Raw genomic sequence first — 17,581 nt, 5'->3', positions numbered from 1 at the left:
GCGCATCAAGGCGTTCCCGCCACCACGGCGCTCGCCCTGGCCCGGTCCGGGACACCGGTCGTCGCCCACGCCCCCACCGCCCGCCGGTCAGCCCAGCGCGGCCACCTGACCCACCACGAACACGGCCGGCGGACAGATACCCTGCCGGGCGGCGACCGTGCCGATCTCGTCCAGCCGGGCCGGCACCGCGCGTTGCCCGGGGTGCCCGGCGTCCTGCACGGCGAGCACCGGCGTCTCCGGGGCGCGGCCGTGCTCGACCAGCACGGCGGCGATCTTGGCGATGGTGTCCACCGCCATGAGGAGCACCAGCGTGCCCCGGGCGCGGCCCAGCGCCGCCCAGTCGACAAGCGAGCCGGGGTGGCCCGGCGGCAGGTGCCCGGAGACGACGGTGACGTCGTGCGCGACCCCGCGGTGGGTCACCGGCACCCCGGCCAGCGCCGGCGCGGCGAACGCACTGCTCACGCCGGGCACCACGGTCACCGCCACACCGGCCTCCGCGCAGGCCCGCACCTCCTCGTGGCCGCGACCGAACAGGTACGGGTCGCCGCCCTTGAGCCGGACCACCCGCCGGCCGGCGCGGGCGTGCGTCACCAGCGCCGCGTTGATCGTGTCCTGCGCCATCGACGGACCGCGGGGCACCTTGGCCGCGTCGACCACCAGCACGTCGTCACGCAGCCCCGCGAGCAGCCCCTGCGGGGCCAGCCGGTCGACCACCACCACGTCCGCGGCGTCCAGCAGGGCCTTTCCGCGTACCGTGATCAGGTCGTCCGGGCCGGGCCCGCCGCCGACGACCGCGACCGACCCCGCCGTCGCCTCGTGGTGGTGATGGTGGCCGTGGCCGTGGTGATGGTGGTGACCGTCGACCGGGTCGTCCGGGTGGTCGTGCGGGCGCTGCGGACGGCCCACCTTGTCGGCGAAGCCCGGCATCAGCACCCGGTACGCGCAGGTGTCGCAGTTCATCCGGATGTCCCCGGCCAGCGCCTCGGCGTGCCGTTCGAGCACCAGGTCCGCCAGCGCGTCGCAGTCGCCGATCACCTCGGCCACCCGCACGTCCAGATCCGGGTGCGCGGCGGCGAACTCGGCCGACCGGGCGACGATCCGGTCCGGCAGCACCCCGGCGAACAGGAAGTACGGCGCCACCACGATCCGCCGCGCCCCGAGCCGGCGCAGCCGCTCCAGCACCGCCGGCACGGACGGCTCCGCGAGGGAGATGAACCCCGGCTCGACACCGGCGTAACCGCGTCCCTCCCAGAGCAGCCGCGCGACCTTCGCCACCTCGGCGTTGGCGTCCGGATCGGTGGAGCCCCGGCCGATCAACGCGATCCACGTACCGGCCCGGTCGGCTCCGGCCAACGCGGCGTCGATCCGTTCCTCGATGGCGGCGTGCAACAGGGGATGCGGGCCCAGCGGACGGCCGTAGCGGTAGGTCAACCCGGGGTGGCGCTGCTGCTCGCGGGCCATCGCGGCGGGGATGTCGCCCTTGCCGTGCCCGGCGGCGGTGAGCACCAGCGGCAGCGCCACCAGCGCGCGGTGTCCCCGCTCCACCAACGCGGTCACCGCGTCGGTCAGCGGCGGACGGGACAGCTCGATGAAGCCACCCTGGACGTCCCCGACGACACCGCGTCGGCGAACCCGCTCGACGAGCGCGGCGAACTGGTCGACCCCGGCCGCGCTGCGCGTACCGTGCCCGACGATGACCAGACCGGTCATGGCATCTCCTCGATGTAGAGCAGGGCGTTGAGGGCGGCGGCGGCGACCGCCGAACCGCCCTTCTCCCCCACGTTGGACACGGCGGGCAGGCCGCTGGCCCGCAGCGCCGCCTTGGACTCGGCGGCACCGACGAAACCGACCGGCATACCGACGACCAGCGCCGGTGCGGCGGCCAGCGTGAGCAGTTCGACAAGCGCGGTCGGCGCGCAGCCGACCACCCAGACCGCGCCCGGACCGACCCGGTCCAGGGCGATCCGCACGGCCGCCGCCGACCGGGTGATCCCGGCGGCCCGGCCCAGCTCGGCGGCGGCCGGCTCGGCGACCGGGCAGACCAGGTCCAGGCCGGCCCGGGTGATCCCGGCGGCGACCATCGCCACGTCGGTCACCACGGGCACGCCGGCGCGCAGCGCGGCCAGCCCGGACGCCAGGCCCGCCTCGTCGCAGACCAACTCGTCGACGTACGCCAGGTCGGCGCTGGCGTGCGCCACCCGCTCGGTCACCGCGCGGGTCAGCGGCGGCAGGTGCGTGAGGTCGACCCGCTCGCGCAGGATCCGGTACGACTCCGCCTCGATCGGGTGCACCACCCGGCTCACGGCTGCTCCCCGGTGCCGGCGGGCAGCGTGCCGGCGTAGCGGCGGTCGTAGCCGCGCAGCTTCCACAGCGCGACCGCGCCCACCCAGGAGGCCACGAAGAGACCCACCACGACGTATCCGAGCTGCTCGAAGTGGTCGGCGACGGCGGCGTACCCGGAGAGCGCGGTCATCCCCAGGTGGTCGACCAGCAGCCCGGCCAGGTAGACGCTGGCCACCACGGCGCCCACCAGCACCGTCATCGCGGTGGTGGCCAGGTTGTAGAAGAGCCGCCGGGCCGGCTGCCGGTACGCCCACGAGTAGGCGCGGCTCATCAGCAGACTGTCCGCGGTGTCCATGGCGGACATTCCGGCGGCGAAGAGCAGCGGCAGTGTCAGCAGGGCCAGCACCGGCAGGCCACCGGCGGCGGCGGTGCTCGCCGACAGCGCCAGCAGGGTCACCTCGCTGGCGGTCTCCAGGCCGAGGCCGAACAGGAAACCGACCGGGGCCATGTGCCACGAGGAGCGCACCAGCGCCCGGGCCCGGCCGCCGAGGACCCGCTGCATGAGCCCCCGGTTGAGCAGGTGCAGGTCCAGCTCCCGCTCGTCCAGGCCACCGTGGCGCAGTCGGCGCCACAGCCGGGCCAGCCCACTCAACACCACCGCGTTGAGCACCGCGACCAGCGTCAGGAACACGGTGGCGGTGACGATCGCGACGGTAGCGCCCCACTCGCGGGCCCGCACCAGCCCCGCGCCGCTGAGGTTCGTCGAGGCCAGGCCGACGATCAGGGCCAGCAGCAGCACCACCGCGCTGTGCCCGAGGGCGAAGAAGAAGCCGACACCCACCGGCCGCCGACCGCGCAGCAGCATCAGCCGGGTGGTGTCGTCGATGGCGGCGATGTGGTCGGCGTCGAACGCGTGCCGCACCCCGAGCACGTACGCCAGGGTGCCGGCGCCGGCCAGCCCACCGGCCGCCGCGGGCTGGTTGTTCCAGTACAGGTAGAAGCTCCAGCCGGCGACGTGCAGCATGGCGACGGCGAGCACGATCCCGCCGAGGCGGGCCCGTTCGGCGCGGCTCCAGCGGCCGACCGGGGGTGCGGTGCTGGCGGCGGTCGTACTCATCGGGTTCCTCCACGTTCGTCGGGGTCGGTGAGCCGGATCGCGTCCACCGGGCAGATCTCCACGCATTCCAGGCAGCCGGTGCAGCGGTCGGCCCGGACGGTCAGGCCACCGGCGACCGGCCGGATCGCGTGCGTGGGACAGGTGAGCAGGCAGGCGCCGCAGCCCTGGCAGGCGCCGATGGTCACGAGCGCCACCGGTACCCCCGGGGCGTGACCATCCGACCGGCGACCAGGCGGGTGTCGCTGCTGCCCACGACGACCACGCTGTACATGTCGACCACCTGCGGATCGAGGGTGGCCAGGGTGGCCAGGTGCACCCGCTCGCCGTCGCGGCTGGCGTTGCGCACCACGCCGACCGGGGTGTCCGGTGGGCGGTGCGCGGCGAGGATCGCCAGCGCCCGGCCGAGCTGCCAGTCGCGGGCCCGGCTGCGCGGGTTGTAGAACAGCGCCACGAAGTCGCCCTCGGCGACGGCGGTCACCCGCCGCTCGATGACCTCCCAGGGGGTGTGCAGGTCGGACAGGCTCAGGTACGCGTGGTCGTGGCCGAGCGGGGCGCCGAGCAGCGCGCCGGCGGCCAGCGCCGCGGTCACCCCGGGCACGCCGACCACGTCGATCCGCTCGTCGGCGTACTCCAGGGCGGGGCTGGCCATCGCGTACACCCCGGCGTCGCCGGAGCCGATCAGCGCGACCGCCCGGCCGGCGGCGGCCTCGGCGACGGCGGCCCGGGCCCGGGCCTCCTCCGCGCCCAGCCCGCTGGCCACCACCCGGGTGCCCGGGCGCAGCACGCCGCGCACCTGGTCGACGTACTGATCCAGGCCGACCACCACGGCCGCCCGGCGCAGCTCGGCGACCGCGCGGGGGGTGCGCAGGTCGGCGGCGCCCGGCCCGAGCCCGACCACGGCGAGCCGGCCGCGCGGCGCGTGCCGGGCCACCGCCACGGTGGCCATCGCGGACGCCGTCTTGGGCACCAGCAGTTCGGCGTCGCCGGACCGGCCGTCGACGCCGAGCAGCGCGGCGGCCTCCGCGACGCTGGGTGTGCCGACCGCGGCGCGCACCACCTCGCTGGGGTGCGGCACGTCGACCGCGGCCAGCGTCACCGCCGGATGCGTCACCAGCGGTACGCCCAGCGCGTCCGCGGTCGCCACGATGCCCGCCTCGTCGGCCTTGACGTCGACGCTGGCCAGGCAGCGCAGGCTGGCCGGACTGAGCCCCGCCGACGTCAGCTCCCGGTGCAGCAGGTCGCGCACCTCGTCGGCGGGCACGCCCCGGCTGGCCCCGATCCCGGCGACCAGCGACGGGGGGCGCAGCACGGCGGTCCGGTCGTCCGGCGGCACCAGCCGGTCGGTGACCAGCAGCCGGTAGCCGGTCGGCGCCCCGTCGGCGACGCCCGGCGCGTCGGCGGCGGCCGGGCGGACGTTCGGCGGCAGGGCGGGCAGTGGCCAGTCGGCGTCGGCGACCAGCCGGACCGGTTCGCCGTCCAGGACGGCCCGGGAGACCGCGGCGACGGCACCCTCCACCGGCCAGCCCAGGGTGTCCAGGCCGGGCAGGTCGACCGCGTCGGTGGCGGTGGTGACCACCGGCCGGGCGTCCACCAGCGCGCCGACGGCCTCGGCGAGGGCGTTGCCGCCGCCGGCGTGCCCGCCGAGCAGCGCCACGGCGTGCCGGGCCGCCTCGTCGACGACCACGACGGCCGGGTCGGTGCGCTTGTCGCCGAGCAGCGGCGCGAGGATCCGGACCACCGCGCCGGTGGCCAGGAACGCGATCACCGCGTCGCAGTCGGACCAGGCGGTTCGCAGTGCGTCGGCGACGCTCTCCCCCGGCACCAGCCGGGCGTGCGGCCAGGCAGCGGCGACGGTCCGGGCGTGGCGTCGGCCGGCGGCGGTGGCCGCGACGAGCCCGATCCGGGCGTGCGGGGTCAGGTGGTGCACGGGCGCTCCCCGGTGAGGACGACCACCGGGTTGGTGGCCGCGAGACGGATCGACCCGCCGGGCAGGTCGGCGAGGCGGGCGGCGGAGAGCTGGCTGCCCCCGGCCCGGTAGCCGGCGGCGCGGAGCAGCGCCACGGCCGGCGCGACCCGGTCCAGGGCGGCCAGCGTGAGCACCACCCGGTCGGGGCGGCGGGCCACCACGGCGGCGAGGACGTCGGTGCCCCCGCCGCCGACGAAGACCGCGTCCGGGTCGGGCAGGCCGGCCAGCACCGCCGGGGCCCGCCCGACGACCAGCCGTACGTCGACGGCGTGCGCGGCGGCGTTGGCCCGGATCGCGTCGGCGGCCCCGGCGTCCCGCTCGACGGCGAGCACCGCCGCACCGAGCAGGGCGCACTCGACGCCGACCGATCCGCTGCCCGCGCCGACGTCCCAGACCAGCCGGCCCAGCCGGGGACGCAGCCGGGCGACGACGAGGGCGCGTACCTCCGACTTGGTGATCATGGAGTCGCGGTGGGCGTAGGCGCTCTCCGGCAGGGCCCACCCGTCGACCGGCGCGGCGGCCGGCTGGTTGTCCCACCGCATCCCGCCGGGGTCGGGCGCGGCGACGCTGAGCAGCACGTGCGGGTCGGACCACGTCCCGGCGGCGGCCTGGGCCGGGGTGACCTCGCAGATCCGTTCGGCGTCGGTGCCCAGGTGCTCGGCGACCAGCAGCCGGCGGGACCAGCCGACCAGCCCGACGCCCAGCTCGGCGGCCCCGGCGCCGGGGGCGGTGAGCACCGCCACCAGCGGCAGTGCCCGGCAGGCGTTCAGCGCCGGCCGCGGGTCCCGGCCGTGCGCGGTGACCACCGCGGCGCCGTCCCAGGGCAGCCCGGCGCGGGCGAACGCGGCGGCCACGCTGGACACCGCCGGCACCACCCGCAGTGGCAGCCCGGCCGCGCGCAGGCGCCGGACGATGCCGAACAGGCCGGGATCGCCGCTGGCCAGCACCACGGCGGGTACGCCGGCGGCGACCGCGGCGGCCAGCCGGTCCACGGCGGGGGCGAGCGGCCCGAGCGTGACGGTGGCCGCGCCGGGCGGCACGGGCACCGCGGCCAGGTGTCGGGCCGCGCCGACCACCAGCCGGGCGGCGGCGAGCGCGGGCGTCAGGGCGGGATGCGCCGGCGCGCCGGCCGCGTCCAGGCCGACCACGGTCACCGTGCTCACCGTGCCCACCGGCCGGTGGCGGCGACCGTGCGACTCCCGGCGAAGTCGACCATCGCCACGTCCACGGTGACGGCGTGCCCGGCGAAGCGCAGCAGCACCTGCCGTACCCGCTGGCAGAGCAGGTCCCCGGCCGGGCCGAGCAGCCCGGCGGCCTCCCACAGCTCGTACGCGTGCCGGCCGGTGTTCGCCCCGGTCACGGCGGCGACCAGCGCCGGTCCGCCCCCGGCCTCGGCGGTCACGGCGCCGAGCAGCGACAGGTCCACGGCCGAGCGGGTGTAGTGGGTCATCAGGACGCCGGCGGCGAGCTTGGCCAGCTTGCCGGCCATGCCGACGAACACCACACCGGTCATGCCGTCGGCGACGGCGGCCCGGACCGCCGCGCCGGTGAAGTCGCCGACCTCGACGAAGCAGACCTCGGGCAGCTCCGGCAGCAGCGCGCGGGCCGCCCGCTCGGTACGCCCACCGGTGCAGAGCACCACGGTCCGCTCGCCCTGCGCGGCCATGACGTGCACGGCCTGCACGACGCTGGCCCGCCAGGAGGCGGTGGAGAAGGGCCGGACGATCCCGGTGGTGCCGAGGATCGAGATGCCGCCGAGGATGCCGAGCCGCCGGTTGGTGGTCTTGCGGGCCATGATCTCGCCCCCGGGGACGCTGATCACCACCTGGACGCCAACCTCGGCCAGGTCGACCACCTCGGCCACCGCCGCGTCGATCATGCGACGCGGGGTGTCGTTGATCGCCGGGCCGCCCACGGCGAGCCCCAGGCCGGGTTTGGTGACGGTGCCCACGCCCGGCCCGCCGGCCAGGCGCAGCCCGGGGGCATCGGTCCAGTCGACCGTGGCGGTCAGCTCCGCGCCGTGGGTGACGTCCGGGTCGTCACCGGCGTCCTTGACCACGACCGCCTCGGCACGCCGCGGTGGGACGCCGGTCAGCTCGCAGCGGGCGACCGGGAAGCGGACCCGTCGGCCGGCCGGCAGCCCGATCTCCACCTCGGGCTGCGGCACGCCGGTGACCAGCGCGGTCACCGCGGCCTTGGCCGCGGCCGTCGCGCAGGCCCCGGTGGTCCAGCCGGTACGCAGCGCGGTGGGCCGCACCTTCGCGGTACGCGGCAGGTCCGGCTCCCGCAGCGGCGGTTCCGGGTACGTCACCGGGAACCGTCCGACGGATCGGTGGGACGGGCCACGGCGCGGCGGCGCAGTTCGGCCCGGGCGGCCGGCTCCGCCCGCCGGTAGGTGTGGAAGTGCCCGGGGTGGTAGAGGTGGGAACGCGTCCCGGCGGCGGCCAGCGCCGGCCCGACCAGGAAGAGCGTGTGCTTCCAGAGCCGGTGCTCCTTGACCGTCGCCGCCAGGGTGCCCACCGTGCAGCGCACCACCAGCTCGTCCGGCCAGGTCGCCTGGTACGCGACCACCGCCGGGGTGTCCGCCGGGTAGCCCCCGGCCAGCAGCTCGGTCTGCACCTGCCCGGACCGTGCGGCGGAGAGGAACAGCGCCATCGTGGTGCCGTGCCGGGCGAAGTCGCGGACCCGTTCGCCGGGCGGCATCGGGGTCTTGCCGCCTTCGAGGCGGGTGAGAATCACCGACTGGGCGACCTCGGGGACGGTCAGCTCGCGCCCGACGATCGCGGCGACGGCGGTGAACGACGAGACCCCGGGAACGATCTCGACGGCCAGGCCGAGCGCCCGGCACAGGTCCAGTTGCTCCTGCACCGCACCCCAGAGCCCCGGGTCGCCGGAGTGGATCCGGGCCACCGTCAGCCCTCGCCGCGCGGCCCGCTCGTACAGCGGCAGCACTCCCTCGACGGGCAGTTGCGACGAGTCCACGATCTCCGCGTCGGCCCGGGCGTGGCCGAGCACGTCGGCGTGCACCAGGCTGGCCGCCCAGATCACCAGGTCGGCGTCGGCGATCACCCGGGCCGCCCGCAGGGTCAACAGGTCCGCCGCGCCGGGGCCGGCCCCGACGAACCACACCTTGCCGGAGCTGGTCACAGTTTTCCTCCTCGGCGGTCCCGGCGGGCGGGAACCAGCAGCGTCGACAGGTACGGCAGGTCGTGCGCGGCGTCGTCCACCGCGCCGATCCGCTCGTCGGGCAGCCCGAGGCCGCACCCGAGCACGGCGTCGCCGAGGCGGCCCTGCCGGCGCAGCTCCCCGACCAGCTCCGGGTGCCGCCGCCAGCCCTTGTAGGCGACCACGGTGCCCGGGCCGGCCAGCGCGTCGGCGAAGAGCGCCAGCCCGGCGGTCGCCGGTAGCAGGGTCAGCGGCTCGCGTCCCTCGCAGAGCGGGGTGCCGCTGCGCGCGGCCAACTCCTGCATGGCGGTGATGCCGGGCACGGTGGCGACCCGCACCGCCGGGCGCAGCGCGCGGACGCTCTGCGCCAGGTAGCCGAAGGTGGAGTAGACGTTGGGGTCGCCGATGGTGGCGAAGGCGAGCGCCCGCGCCCCGGCGTCGACCGCCTCGGCCACCACGCGGGCGGCGGCGTCCCAGGCCGCCGCCCGGCGCGGGCTCACCCCGCCCCGGTCGTCCAGGGCGAACGGCAGCCGGCGCAGCCGGTCCGCCCCGACATGCGCCAGCACGGTCCGCTCGGCCCGCCCGGCGGCCCCGCCCTGGTCCGCGCCGTCCGCGGGCCGGTCCGCCATCACGGGTACGAAGACCAGGTCGGCCGCGCGCAGCACCCGTACCGCCTTGAGGGTGAGCAGTTCCGGGTCGCCGGGGCCGACGCCGACCCCGGTCAGCACCGCGTCGACAGGTGCGGCGGCTCGGCTGCCGGCGGTCATCGACACGCCTCGACCAGCCGCCGGGCGGCGGCCGGGGCGCCCGCCCAGTGGGTGTGCAGATAGGAGGCGTGCACCCGGCCGGCCACGAAGCCGTGGGCCGCGCCGTCCCAGCGCCACGCCGGCTGCTCGCCGTGGCCGGGGTCGGTGGTGGTGCGGTGGAACTCGTGGCCGCGTACCGCGTCGCCGGCCCGGGCCACCGGGGAGTCCGCGGCGGCGACCGCCTCCCGGTAGCCGAGGGTCAGCCGACCGGTCATCCGGGCGGTCAGGTCGAGCCGGCCGCACATCGGCGCGCCGTCCAGGGACCGGCCGAGATAGAGCAGCCCCGCGCACTCGGCGACGATCGGGCCGTCGAAGGCGGCCACCTCGGCACGAAGGGTGGCGTTGCCGGCCAGCGCCTCCGCGTACGCCTCGGGGAAACCGCCCCCGACGATCACCGCGCGGGTGCCGGCGGGCAGCGCCGGGTCGCGCAACGGGTCGACGGTGACCACGTCGGCGCCGGCCGCGGTGAGCAGTTCGGTGGTCTCCGCGTACGAGAAGGTGAAGGCCGGACCACCGGCGACGGCGACCAGCGGACGGTCCCCGCCGGCCGGGCCGCCGACGGCGGCGACCGGATCCCAGGCGGGCACCCGCAGCGGCGCGGCGGTGCGGGCCAGATCGAGCACGGCGTCCAGGTCCACCGTGGACTCGACCAGGTCGGCGAGGGCCGCGACGATCGCGAGCGACTCGGGCGCCCGCTCGGTGACCGGAACGAGCCCCAGGTGCCGGGCCGGAGCGGCCACCTCGACGGCCCGGGTGACCGCCCCGAGCACCGGCACGCCCACTTCGGCGAGCGCGTCGCGCAGCAGCGTCTCGTGCCGGGGCGAACCGACCCGGTTGAGGATCACTCCGCCGATGCGCACCGTCGGGTCGAAGGCGGCCATGCCGAGGGTGAGCGCGGCGGCCGATCGACCCTGCGCGGTGGTGTCGAGCACCAGCAGCACCGGCGCGTCGATCAGCCGGGCGACGTGCGCGGTGGAGGCGAAGTCGCCCCGGCCCACGGCGCCGTCGTGCAGGCCCATCACGCCCTCGACCACGGCGATGTCGGCGGGCGTGGGGACGCTCGCGCCGTGCCGCAGCAGCGGGGCGATCCGGTCCGCGCCGACCAGGAAGGGGTCGAGGTTGCGGCCGGCCCGGCCGGCGGCGAGCGCGTGGTAGCCGGGGTCGATGTAGTCCGGACCGACCTTGTGCGGGCTGACCGTCAGGCCACGGCGGCGCAGCGCGGCGAGCAGCCCGGTGGCCACCGTGGTCTTGCCGTGCCCGCTTGCCGACGCGGCCACCACCAGCCGGGGCAGCGCCCAGGGCGTCGTCGGGCCGGTCACCACTCGATTCCCTTCTGGCCCTTCTGACCGGCGTCCATCGGGTGCTTGACCTTCGTCAGTTCGGCGACCAGGTCGGCCGCCTCCACCAGCCGTGGGTCGGCGTCCCGTCCGGTGATCACCACGTGCTGGAAGCCGGGCCGGTCGGCGAGGGTGGCGACCACCTCGTCGACGTCCACCCAGCCCCACTTCATCGGGTAGGTGAACTCGTCCAGCACGTACAGCCCGTACCGCTGGGCGGCCAGGTCGCGCTGGATCTGCCGCCAGCCCTCCAGCGCGTCGGCGGCGTGGTCGGCCGCACCGCCGCGCTGGATCCAGGACCAGCCCTCGCCCATCTTGTGCCAGGCCACGGAGGCGCCCTGACCGGTGCGCTCGTGCACCTCACCGAGCGCCCGGAAGGCGTTCTCCTCCCCCACCCGCCACTTGGCGCTCTTGACGAACTGGAACACCCCGATCGGCAGGCCGGCGGTCCAGGCCCGCAGCGCCAACCCGAACGCGGCGGTCGACTTCCCCTTCATCTGTCCGGTGTGGACGAGCAGCAGTGGCCGGTGCCGCCGCTGCCGGGTCGTCAGGCCGTCGTCGGGCACCGTGCTCGGCTTCCCCTGTGGCATCAGCGATCTCTCCTCGTCGGCACTGCGGTCGGACGGTCGGTCATGGGCTCGCGTCGTCCGCTACGCCGGGGCGGCACGTGCGGAACCGCGGGCGGACGGCCGGGTGACCGCGTGCAACGGGTGGCGGGGGGCGTCGAGCTGGGTGGCCAGGCGGTGGGCCAGGCGCAGGCGGACCGGACCCGACTCGCAGTCGACGACCACGCAGGGGGCGCCGGTGGCGGCGAGCACCGTCGCCGCCGTGGCCGCCCGCTCCAGCGGGCGCCGGCCCGCGGTGGCCCGACCGTCGGTGACGACCAGCACCAGCGGGCGGCGCTTCGGGTCGCGCAGCCGTTCCCGGCGCAGCAGGTCGGCCGCCGCGAGCAGGCCCTCCGCCAGCGGGGTACGCCCACCGGTGGACATCTCGGCCAGCCGGATCGAGGCGGTCAGCACCGACGAGGTGGCCGGCAGCAGGGTGCGTGCCCGGTCGCCCCGGAAGGCGATCACCGCCACCTTGTCCCGCCGCTGGTACGCGTCGGTGAGCAGGGCGAGCACGGCGTCCTTGACCGCCGTCATCCGCTCCCGGGCGCCCATCGACCCGCTGGCGTCCACCACGAACAGCACCAGGTTGCCCTCGCGTCCCTCGCGGACCGCCTCGCGCACGTCGTCCGGGCGCAGCCGCAGTGGGCCGGTGAGCCGACCCCGGGCCGCCTGGTACGGCGCGCCCGCGCGGACCGTGGCCGGCAGGTGCAGCGCGGCCACCCGACCGGCCGGCACCCGGGCGCCCGTGGTGCGGCCCCGCCCGGTGCGGGCGCGGGACCGCCGACCGGGCACCCCGTCCCCCACCCCGGGCGCGGTGAGCAGCCGCGCCGTCAGCCCACCCCGGGGTACGGCCACCGACTGACCGGCGGCGGCGGCGCCCGGACGCGGCCAACCACGACGCTGGCCGTCGCCGTCGCCGTCGCCGGGCCCGCCGCCGTCGGCCCACCCGGGCCGGCCGTCCGGCGGGCGTCCGGCGGGACCGTGCGACCTGTCCCCGGCGAACGGCTCTCCGTCGGGTCCGCCTCGGTCGGCGTCGGGTCCACGACGCTCGGCGTCGACGGTGTCGCGCCCGCCGGAACCGTGCCGCCCCGGGCCGGCCCCGTCGGGACCACGACCGTCCCCGGCCGCCGGGTCTCCGCCGCGCCCGTCCGGGCCGCCCCCGCCGAAGCCGGGACCGTCCCCCGCCGCCCCACCGGGACCGCCCGGACCGCCGGAACCGCCCGGACCGCCGGAACCGCCCGGACCGCCGGGACCGCCGCCCCGCGGGCCGTCGCCGTCGGGGCCGCCGTCGTCCGGGTCGTCGGGGTGCTCGTCCTGGGCGCGCTGCAACGCCTCGTCGAGGCGCTTGTCGTCCAGGCCGGGAGTGTCGAACGGGTCGCGGCGACGCCGGTGCGGCAGGGCCAGCCGGGCGGCCACCCGGACGTCGTCGACGGTCACCCGGTCCCGCCCGTGCCAGGCGGCGTGCGCCATCGCGGTACGGGCGGTGACGATGTCGGCGCGCATCCCGTCCACGTCGAACGCGGCGCAGACCTCGGCGATCTGGCGCAGCGAGGAGTCCGGCAGTCGGACCCGGGCGAGCCGCTGCCGGGCGGCGGCCACCTGTCGGGCGGTCCGCGCATCGGCCTCGGCCCAGCGGGCGGCGAAGCCGGCCGGGTCGGCGTCGGCGGCCAGCCGGCGACGGACCACCTCGACGCGGACCGCCGGGTCCCGGCTGGCGCCCACCTCGACGGTGAGCCCGAACCGGTCGAGGAGCTGCGGGCGCAGCTCACCCTCCTCCGGGTTCATCGTGCCGACCAGCAGGAACCGGGCGGCGTGGCTGACCGAGACGCCCTCCCGCTCGACGTGGTTGCGACCCATCGCGGCGGCGTCGAGCAGCAGGTCGACCAGGTGGTCGTGCAGCAGGTTCACCTCGTCGACGTAGAGCACGCCGCGGTGCGCGGCGGCCAGCAGGCCCGGTTCGAAGGCGCGTACCCCCTCGCCGAGGGCCCGCTCCAGGTCCAGCGAGCCGACCACCCGGTCCTCGGCGGCGCCGACCGGCAGCTCGACCAGCCGGGCCGGCGCGGTCTCGGCGGCGGCGCCGGCGGGGTGCGGACCGTCCGGGCAGGCCGGGTCGGGCGCGGCCGGGTCGCACCCGAACCGGCAGCCCGCCAGCCGCCGCACCGGCGGCAGCAGCGCGGCGAGGGCCCGTACGGCGGTGGACTTGGCGGTGCCCTTCTCGCCCCGCACCAGCACCCCGCCGATCGCCGGGGAGACGGCGTTGAGCAGCAGCGCCAGCCGCATGTCGGCCATGCCGAGCACAGCGCTGAACGGGAAGGTGCTCATGCGCGTTCCTCCAGGTCACCCTCGCTGGCGAGGTACGTGTCGCGGAGCCGGTCCAGGGTGGCCGGCTCCGGTTCGGCCCACAGTCCCCGGTCGGCGGCCTCCAGCAGCCGCTCGGTGATGCCGCGCAACGCCCACGGATTGGACCGCTCCAGGAAGTCACGGGTGGTGTCGTCGAAGACGTAGGCGGCGGCCAGGTGCTCGTACATCCAGTCGTCGACCACCCCGGCGGTGGCGTCGTAGCCGAACAGGTAGTCCACGGTGGCGGCCAGCTCGAACGCGCCCTTGTAGCCGTGCCGGCGCATCGCGGCGATCCACTTCGGGTTGACCACCCGGGCCCGGAACACCCGCCGGGTCTCCTCGCCCAGCGTCCGGGTGCGCACGTCGTGCGGCATCGCCGAGTCACCCACGTACGCCTCCGGCGACGCGCCGGTCAGGTGGCGGACCATCGCCACCATCCCGCCGTGGTACTGGAAGTAGTCGTCGGAGTCGACGATGTCGTGCTCGCGGGTGTCCTGGTTCTTCACGGCCACCGCGATCCGGGCGAACGAGCGTTCCATGTCGGCGCGCGCCTCCCGCCCGTCGAGACCGCGGCCGTAGGCGTAGCCACCCCAGACCGCGTACACCTCGGCGAGGTCGGCGTCACTGCGCCAGGTTCGGGCGTCGATCAGCGGCAGCAGTCCCGCGCCGTACGCGCCCGGTTTGGAGCCGAAGATCCGGGCGGTGGCCCGCCGCTCGTCGCCGTGCTCGGCGAGGTCGGCGGCGACGTGCGCGCGGACGAAGTTCTCCGCGTCCGGCTCGTCCAGCGCGGCCACCCGCCGGACGGCGTCGTCGAGCAGCGCCACCACGTGCGGGAACGCGTCGCGGAAGAACCCGGAGATGCGGACCGTGACGTCGACGCGGGGCCGGCCCAGTTCCGCGGTCGGCACCACCTCGACACCGGTGACCCGCCGCGACCGGTCGTCCCACACGGGTCGGCAGCCGAGCAGGGCCAGCACCTCGGCGATGTCGTCGCCCTGGGTCCGCATGGCGCTGGTGCCCCAGACGGACAACCCGACCGACCGGGGGTACGCGCCGGTGTCGGCGAGGTGCCGGGCGAGCAGCGAGTCGGCCAGCGCCGTGCCGATGTCCCAGGCGTTGCGGCTGGGAATGGCCTTGGGATCGACGGAGTAGAAGTTGCGCCCGGTGGGCAGCACGTTGACCAGCCCCCGGGTGGGCGAGCCGGACGGGCCGGGCGGCACGAACCGGCCGTCCAGGGCGCCGAGGGTGTTGGTCAGCTCGTCGGTGGTCCGCGCCAGGCGGGGCACCACCTCGGTGGCGGCGAAGCGGAGCACCGCGGCAGCGTCCGGGACCGCCCGGCCGGTCACCTCCGCGACCACCGCCTCGACCGCGTCGGCGTCCCAGCCGAGGGTCTCCATGCCGACCACCAGCCGGCGCGCCAGCGCCTCGATCAGGTCGACGGCGTCGGCGGCGGTGACCGACGGCCCGTCCACGACCTCGGTCAGCGCGGCCGGCAGGGCCACCCGCCGCCCCGGCGACGCGAGCAGCGCCTGCTCGTCGAGACCGTACGCGCCGGCGAGGGCCTGCCGCAGGCCGGGCAGGGCACGGGCGCCGCCCCAGACCTGCGGGGCGCGTAGCACCGCGAGGACCAGGTTGACCCGCGGTTCGCCGGTGGGGGCGGCGGCGAGGACGTGCAGCCCGTCGCGGATCTGCACGTCCTTGACCTCACAGAGGTAGCCGTCGAGGTGCAGCACGAAGTCGTCGAAGTCGTCGGCGTCGGGCATCGCCTCGGCGTGCAGGTCGTGGTGCAGTTCGGCGGCGCAGACCAGGTCCCAGATCTGCGCCCGCACGGTCGGCGCCTTGGCCGGGTCGAGGGCCTGCACGGTGGCGTACTCGTCGAGCAGTTGCTCCAGTCTGGCCAGGTCCCCGTAGGTCTCGGCGCGGGCCATCGGCGGCACCAGGTGGTCGACCACGACGGCGTGGGCACGCCGTTTGGCCTGGGTGCCCTCACCGGGATCGTTGACGATGAACGGATAGACCAACGGCAGGTCGCCCAGCACCGCGTCGGGGGCGCAGTCGGCCGCCAGGCCGAGGCCCTTGCCGGGCAGCCACTCCAGGGTGCCGTGCTTGCCCAGGTGCACCACGGCGTCCGCGCCGAACCCACCGTCGGCGACCGGCGCGGCGAGCCAGCGGTACGCGGCCAGGTAGTGGTGGCTCGGCGGCAGGTCCGGGTCGTGGTAGATGGCGATCGGGTTCTCCCCGAAGCCGCGCGGCGGCTGGATCAGCAGCACCACGTTGCCGAAGCGCAGGCCGGCCAGGACGATGTCCCCGCCCTCGGTGTACAGCTCGCCGGGCGGCTCACCCCAGTGCTCCCGCATCCGCTCGCGCAGCGCGGCGGGCAGCTCGTCGAACCACCGCCGGTACGTGCGCCCCGGTATCCGGGCCTCGGCGGCGCGCTGCTGCTCCGGGGTGAGCCACTCCACGTCGTGGCCGCCCGCGGCGATCAACGCGTGGATCAGGGCGTCGCCGTCGTCGGGTGGCGGGGCGTCACCCAGGTGGTAGCCGGCGTCGACCATCGCCGCGAACAGCCGGACGGCGGAGGCCGGGGTGTCCAGACCGACCGCGTTGCCGACCCGGGAATGCTTGGTCGGGTACGAGCTGAGCACCACCGCGACGCGCTTGTCGGCGGCGGGCACGTGCCGCAGCCGGGCGTGGCGGACCGCGATGCCGGCCACCCGGGCGGCCCGGTCGGGGTCGGCGGCATAGACCGAGAGCCCGTCGGCGTCGATCCGCTTGAACGAGAACGGCACGGTGATGATCCGGCCGTCGAACTCGGGGATGGCCACCTGCATGGCGGCGTCCAGCGGGGACAGTCCGGCGTCGCTGCCCGCCCACTGCTCACGGGTGCTGGTGAGGCAGAGGGCCTGGATCACCGGCACGTCCAGCGCCGCGAGGGCGCCGACGTCCCAGGCGTCCTCGTCGCCGCCGCCGGAGGCGTCCGCGGCCACCGCTCCGCCGGCGGCGAGCACGGTGACCAGCAGCGCGTCGCACCGGCCGAAGAGGCCGAGCGGACCGGCGCCGGCGGTCAACCCCCGCAGCGAGCCGCAGAAGATCGGCAGCGGGTTCCCGCCGGCGGCCCGTACCGCAGCGGCGAGCACGTCGACGAAGCCGGTGTTGCCGGCCAGCGCGTGCGCCCGGTAGAAGACGATCCCCACGGTGGGCCGACCGGGGAGGATCTCCGGATCGCCGTGCACGCCGTAGGCCGGGGTGGGCGCGGGCGGGGCGAAGCCCTCGCCGGTGAGCAGCACCCGGTCGGACAGGAACCGGGCCAGCCGACCCAGGTTCGCCGGACCGCCCTCGACCAGGTACGCGAGCGCCTGGGTGACCACACCGGACGGCACGGTGGAGACCGCCATCAGCTCCGCGTCGGGCAGCGCCTCACCGCCGAGCACCACCGTGGGGACGCCGCTGGCCAGCACGGCGGCCAGCCCGTCCGGCCACGTCTGCCGGCCGCCGAGCAGGCGTACGACGGCGAGGTCGACGCCGTCGACGAGCGCGGGCACCGCGTCGGCGTCGACCCGCGCGGGGTTGGCGAGCCGGTAGTCGGCGTCGCTGGCGCGGGCGGCCAGCAGGTCGGTGTCGGCGGTGGACAGCAACAGGATGCGCACGAGGGGCTCCGGAGAGTGACGCCCGAGGTCGCACTGAGGCGACCGGGGCGAAGCGGGATGGGGAGCGACGTCAGCGGGTGCGGCGACCCGCGGCGCGGCTCACCGGGGCGCGGGTCGGTGAGCGGTCAATGCCGGGGGTATGCGGCCCAGCCGGGAGCGCGAACCGTCCCGGGTGCGCCGACACGGCCGCCGGCATGGCAGGCGACGGGTGCGGCGGAGCGTCCGCCGTGCGGGTCATGACGATGTTCGTCGATCAATGAGACGCCGAGCGTCATCGGGTCCTCCTCGGGTGTCCACGCCCTGGGGTACGTC

At 76.6% G+C, this 17,581-nt stretch carries 11 protein-coding genes and 2 pseudogenes; all 13 read right to left on the bottom strand.

The features are described from left to right. Positions 1 to 87: 87 nt before the first annotated feature. Entirely contained in the window at positions 88 to 1,710 is a 1,623-nt protein-coding gene (gene cobA / locus ACZ6O5_RS29265; RefSeq protein ID WP_465981306.1) for a uroporphyrinogen-III C-methyltransferase, read from the bottom strand. Next, positions 1,707 to 2,303 carry a precorrin-8X methylmutase gene (locus tag ACZ6O5_RS29260; protein WP_465981304.1) on the bottom strand — a complete coding sequence of 199 codons (597 nt, stop codon included), beginning with the start codon at positions 2,301 to 2,303 and terminating at the stop codon, positions 1,707 to 1,709. The genes cobA and ACZ6O5_RS29260 overlap by 4 nt, the downstream gene beginning before the upstream one ends. Beyond that, the gene (locus ACZ6O5_RS29255) at positions 2,300 to 3,307 is read right to left on the bottom strand and encodes a HoxN/HupN/NixA family nickel/cobalt transporter (RefSeq protein ID WP_465981318.1); all 1,008 of its coding nucleotides are present in this window, start codon (positions 3,305 to 3,307) and stop codon (positions 2,300 to 2,302) included. The genes ACZ6O5_RS29260 and ACZ6O5_RS29255 overlap by 4 nt, the downstream gene beginning before the upstream one ends. 63 nt (positions 3,308 to 3,370) lie before the next feature. Next, a pseudogene (locus tag ACZ6O5_RS29250) lies at positions 3,371 to 3,594 on the bottom strand (4Fe-4S binding protein); the annotation flags it as partial. Next, positions 3,582 to 5,327: a precorrin-3B C(17)-methyltransferase gene (cobJ, locus tag ACZ6O5_RS29245; protein WP_465981302.1), complete on the bottom strand. Its 1,746-nt coding sequence runs from the start codon at positions 5,325 to 5,327 to the stop codon at positions 3,582 to 3,584. The gene cobJ and the pseudogene ACZ6O5_RS29250, both read right to left, overlap by 13 nt. Then, the gene (gene cbiE / locus ACZ6O5_RS29240) at positions 5,315 to 6,688 is read right to left on the bottom strand and encodes a precorrin-6y C5,15-methyltransferase (decarboxylating) subunit CbiE (RefSeq protein WP_465981300.1); all 1,374 of its coding nucleotides are present in this window, start codon (positions 6,686 to 6,688) and stop codon (positions 5,315 to 5,317) included. The genes cobJ and cbiE overlap by 13 nt, the downstream gene beginning before the upstream one ends. Beyond that, positions 6,607 to 7,623 (bottom strand): annotated as a pseudogene (locus ACZ6O5_RS29235) (cobalt-precorrin-5B (C(1))-methyltransferase); the annotation flags it as partial. The pseudogene ACZ6O5_RS29235 and the gene cbiE, both read right to left, overlap by 82 nt. Positions 7,624 to 7,673: 50 nt before the next feature. After that, entirely contained in the window at positions 7,674 to 8,513 is an 840-nt protein-coding gene (cobM, locus tag ACZ6O5_RS29230; protein ID WP_465981298.1) for a precorrin-4 C(11)-methyltransferase, read from the bottom strand. After that, on the bottom strand, positions 8,510 to 9,298 hold the full coding sequence (gene cobI, locus ACZ6O5_RS29225; protein ID WP_465981296.1) for a precorrin-2 C(20)-methyltransferase: 789 nt from the start codon (positions 9,296 to 9,298) through the stop codon (positions 8,510 to 8,512). The genes cobM and cobI overlap by 4 nt, the downstream gene beginning before the upstream one ends. After that, the gene (locus tag ACZ6O5_RS29220) at positions 9,295 to 10,656 is read right to left on the bottom strand and encodes a cobyrinate a,c-diamide synthase (RefSeq protein WP_465981294.1); all 1,362 of its coding nucleotides are present in this window, start codon (positions 10,654 to 10,656) and stop codon (positions 9,295 to 9,297) included. The genes cobI and ACZ6O5_RS29220 overlap by 4 nt, the downstream gene beginning before the upstream one ends. Beyond that, positions 10,653 to 11,264 carry a cob(I)yrinic acid a,c-diamide adenosyltransferase gene (cobO, locus tag ACZ6O5_RS29215; protein ID WP_465981292.1) on the bottom strand — a complete coding sequence of 204 codons (612 nt, stop codon included), beginning with the start codon at positions 11,262 to 11,264 and terminating at the stop codon, positions 10,653 to 10,655. The genes ACZ6O5_RS29220 and cobO overlap by 4 nt, the downstream gene beginning before the upstream one ends. Before the next feature lie 60 nt (positions 11,265 to 11,324). Beyond that, a complete protein-coding gene (locus ACZ6O5_RS29210) occupies positions 11,325 to 13,604 on the bottom strand; it encodes a VWA domain-containing protein (RefSeq protein WP_465981290.1) in 2,280 nt (759 codons plus the stop codon). Next, positions 13,601 to 17,269, bottom strand: a complete 3,669-nt coding sequence (cobN, locus tag ACZ6O5_RS29205; RefSeq protein WP_465981288.1) for a cobaltochelatase subunit CobN — start codon at positions 17,267 to 17,269, stop codon at positions 13,601 to 13,603. The genes ACZ6O5_RS29210 and cobN overlap by 4 nt, the downstream gene beginning before the upstream one ends. Positions 17,270 to 17,581: the final 312 nt, after the last annotated feature.

Source organism: Micromonospora sp. NPDC049201 (assembly GCF_055586805.1).
The sequence above is the reverse complement of the archived record's forward strand: the minus strand, read 5'-3'. Positions and strand labels throughout refer to the sequence as shown.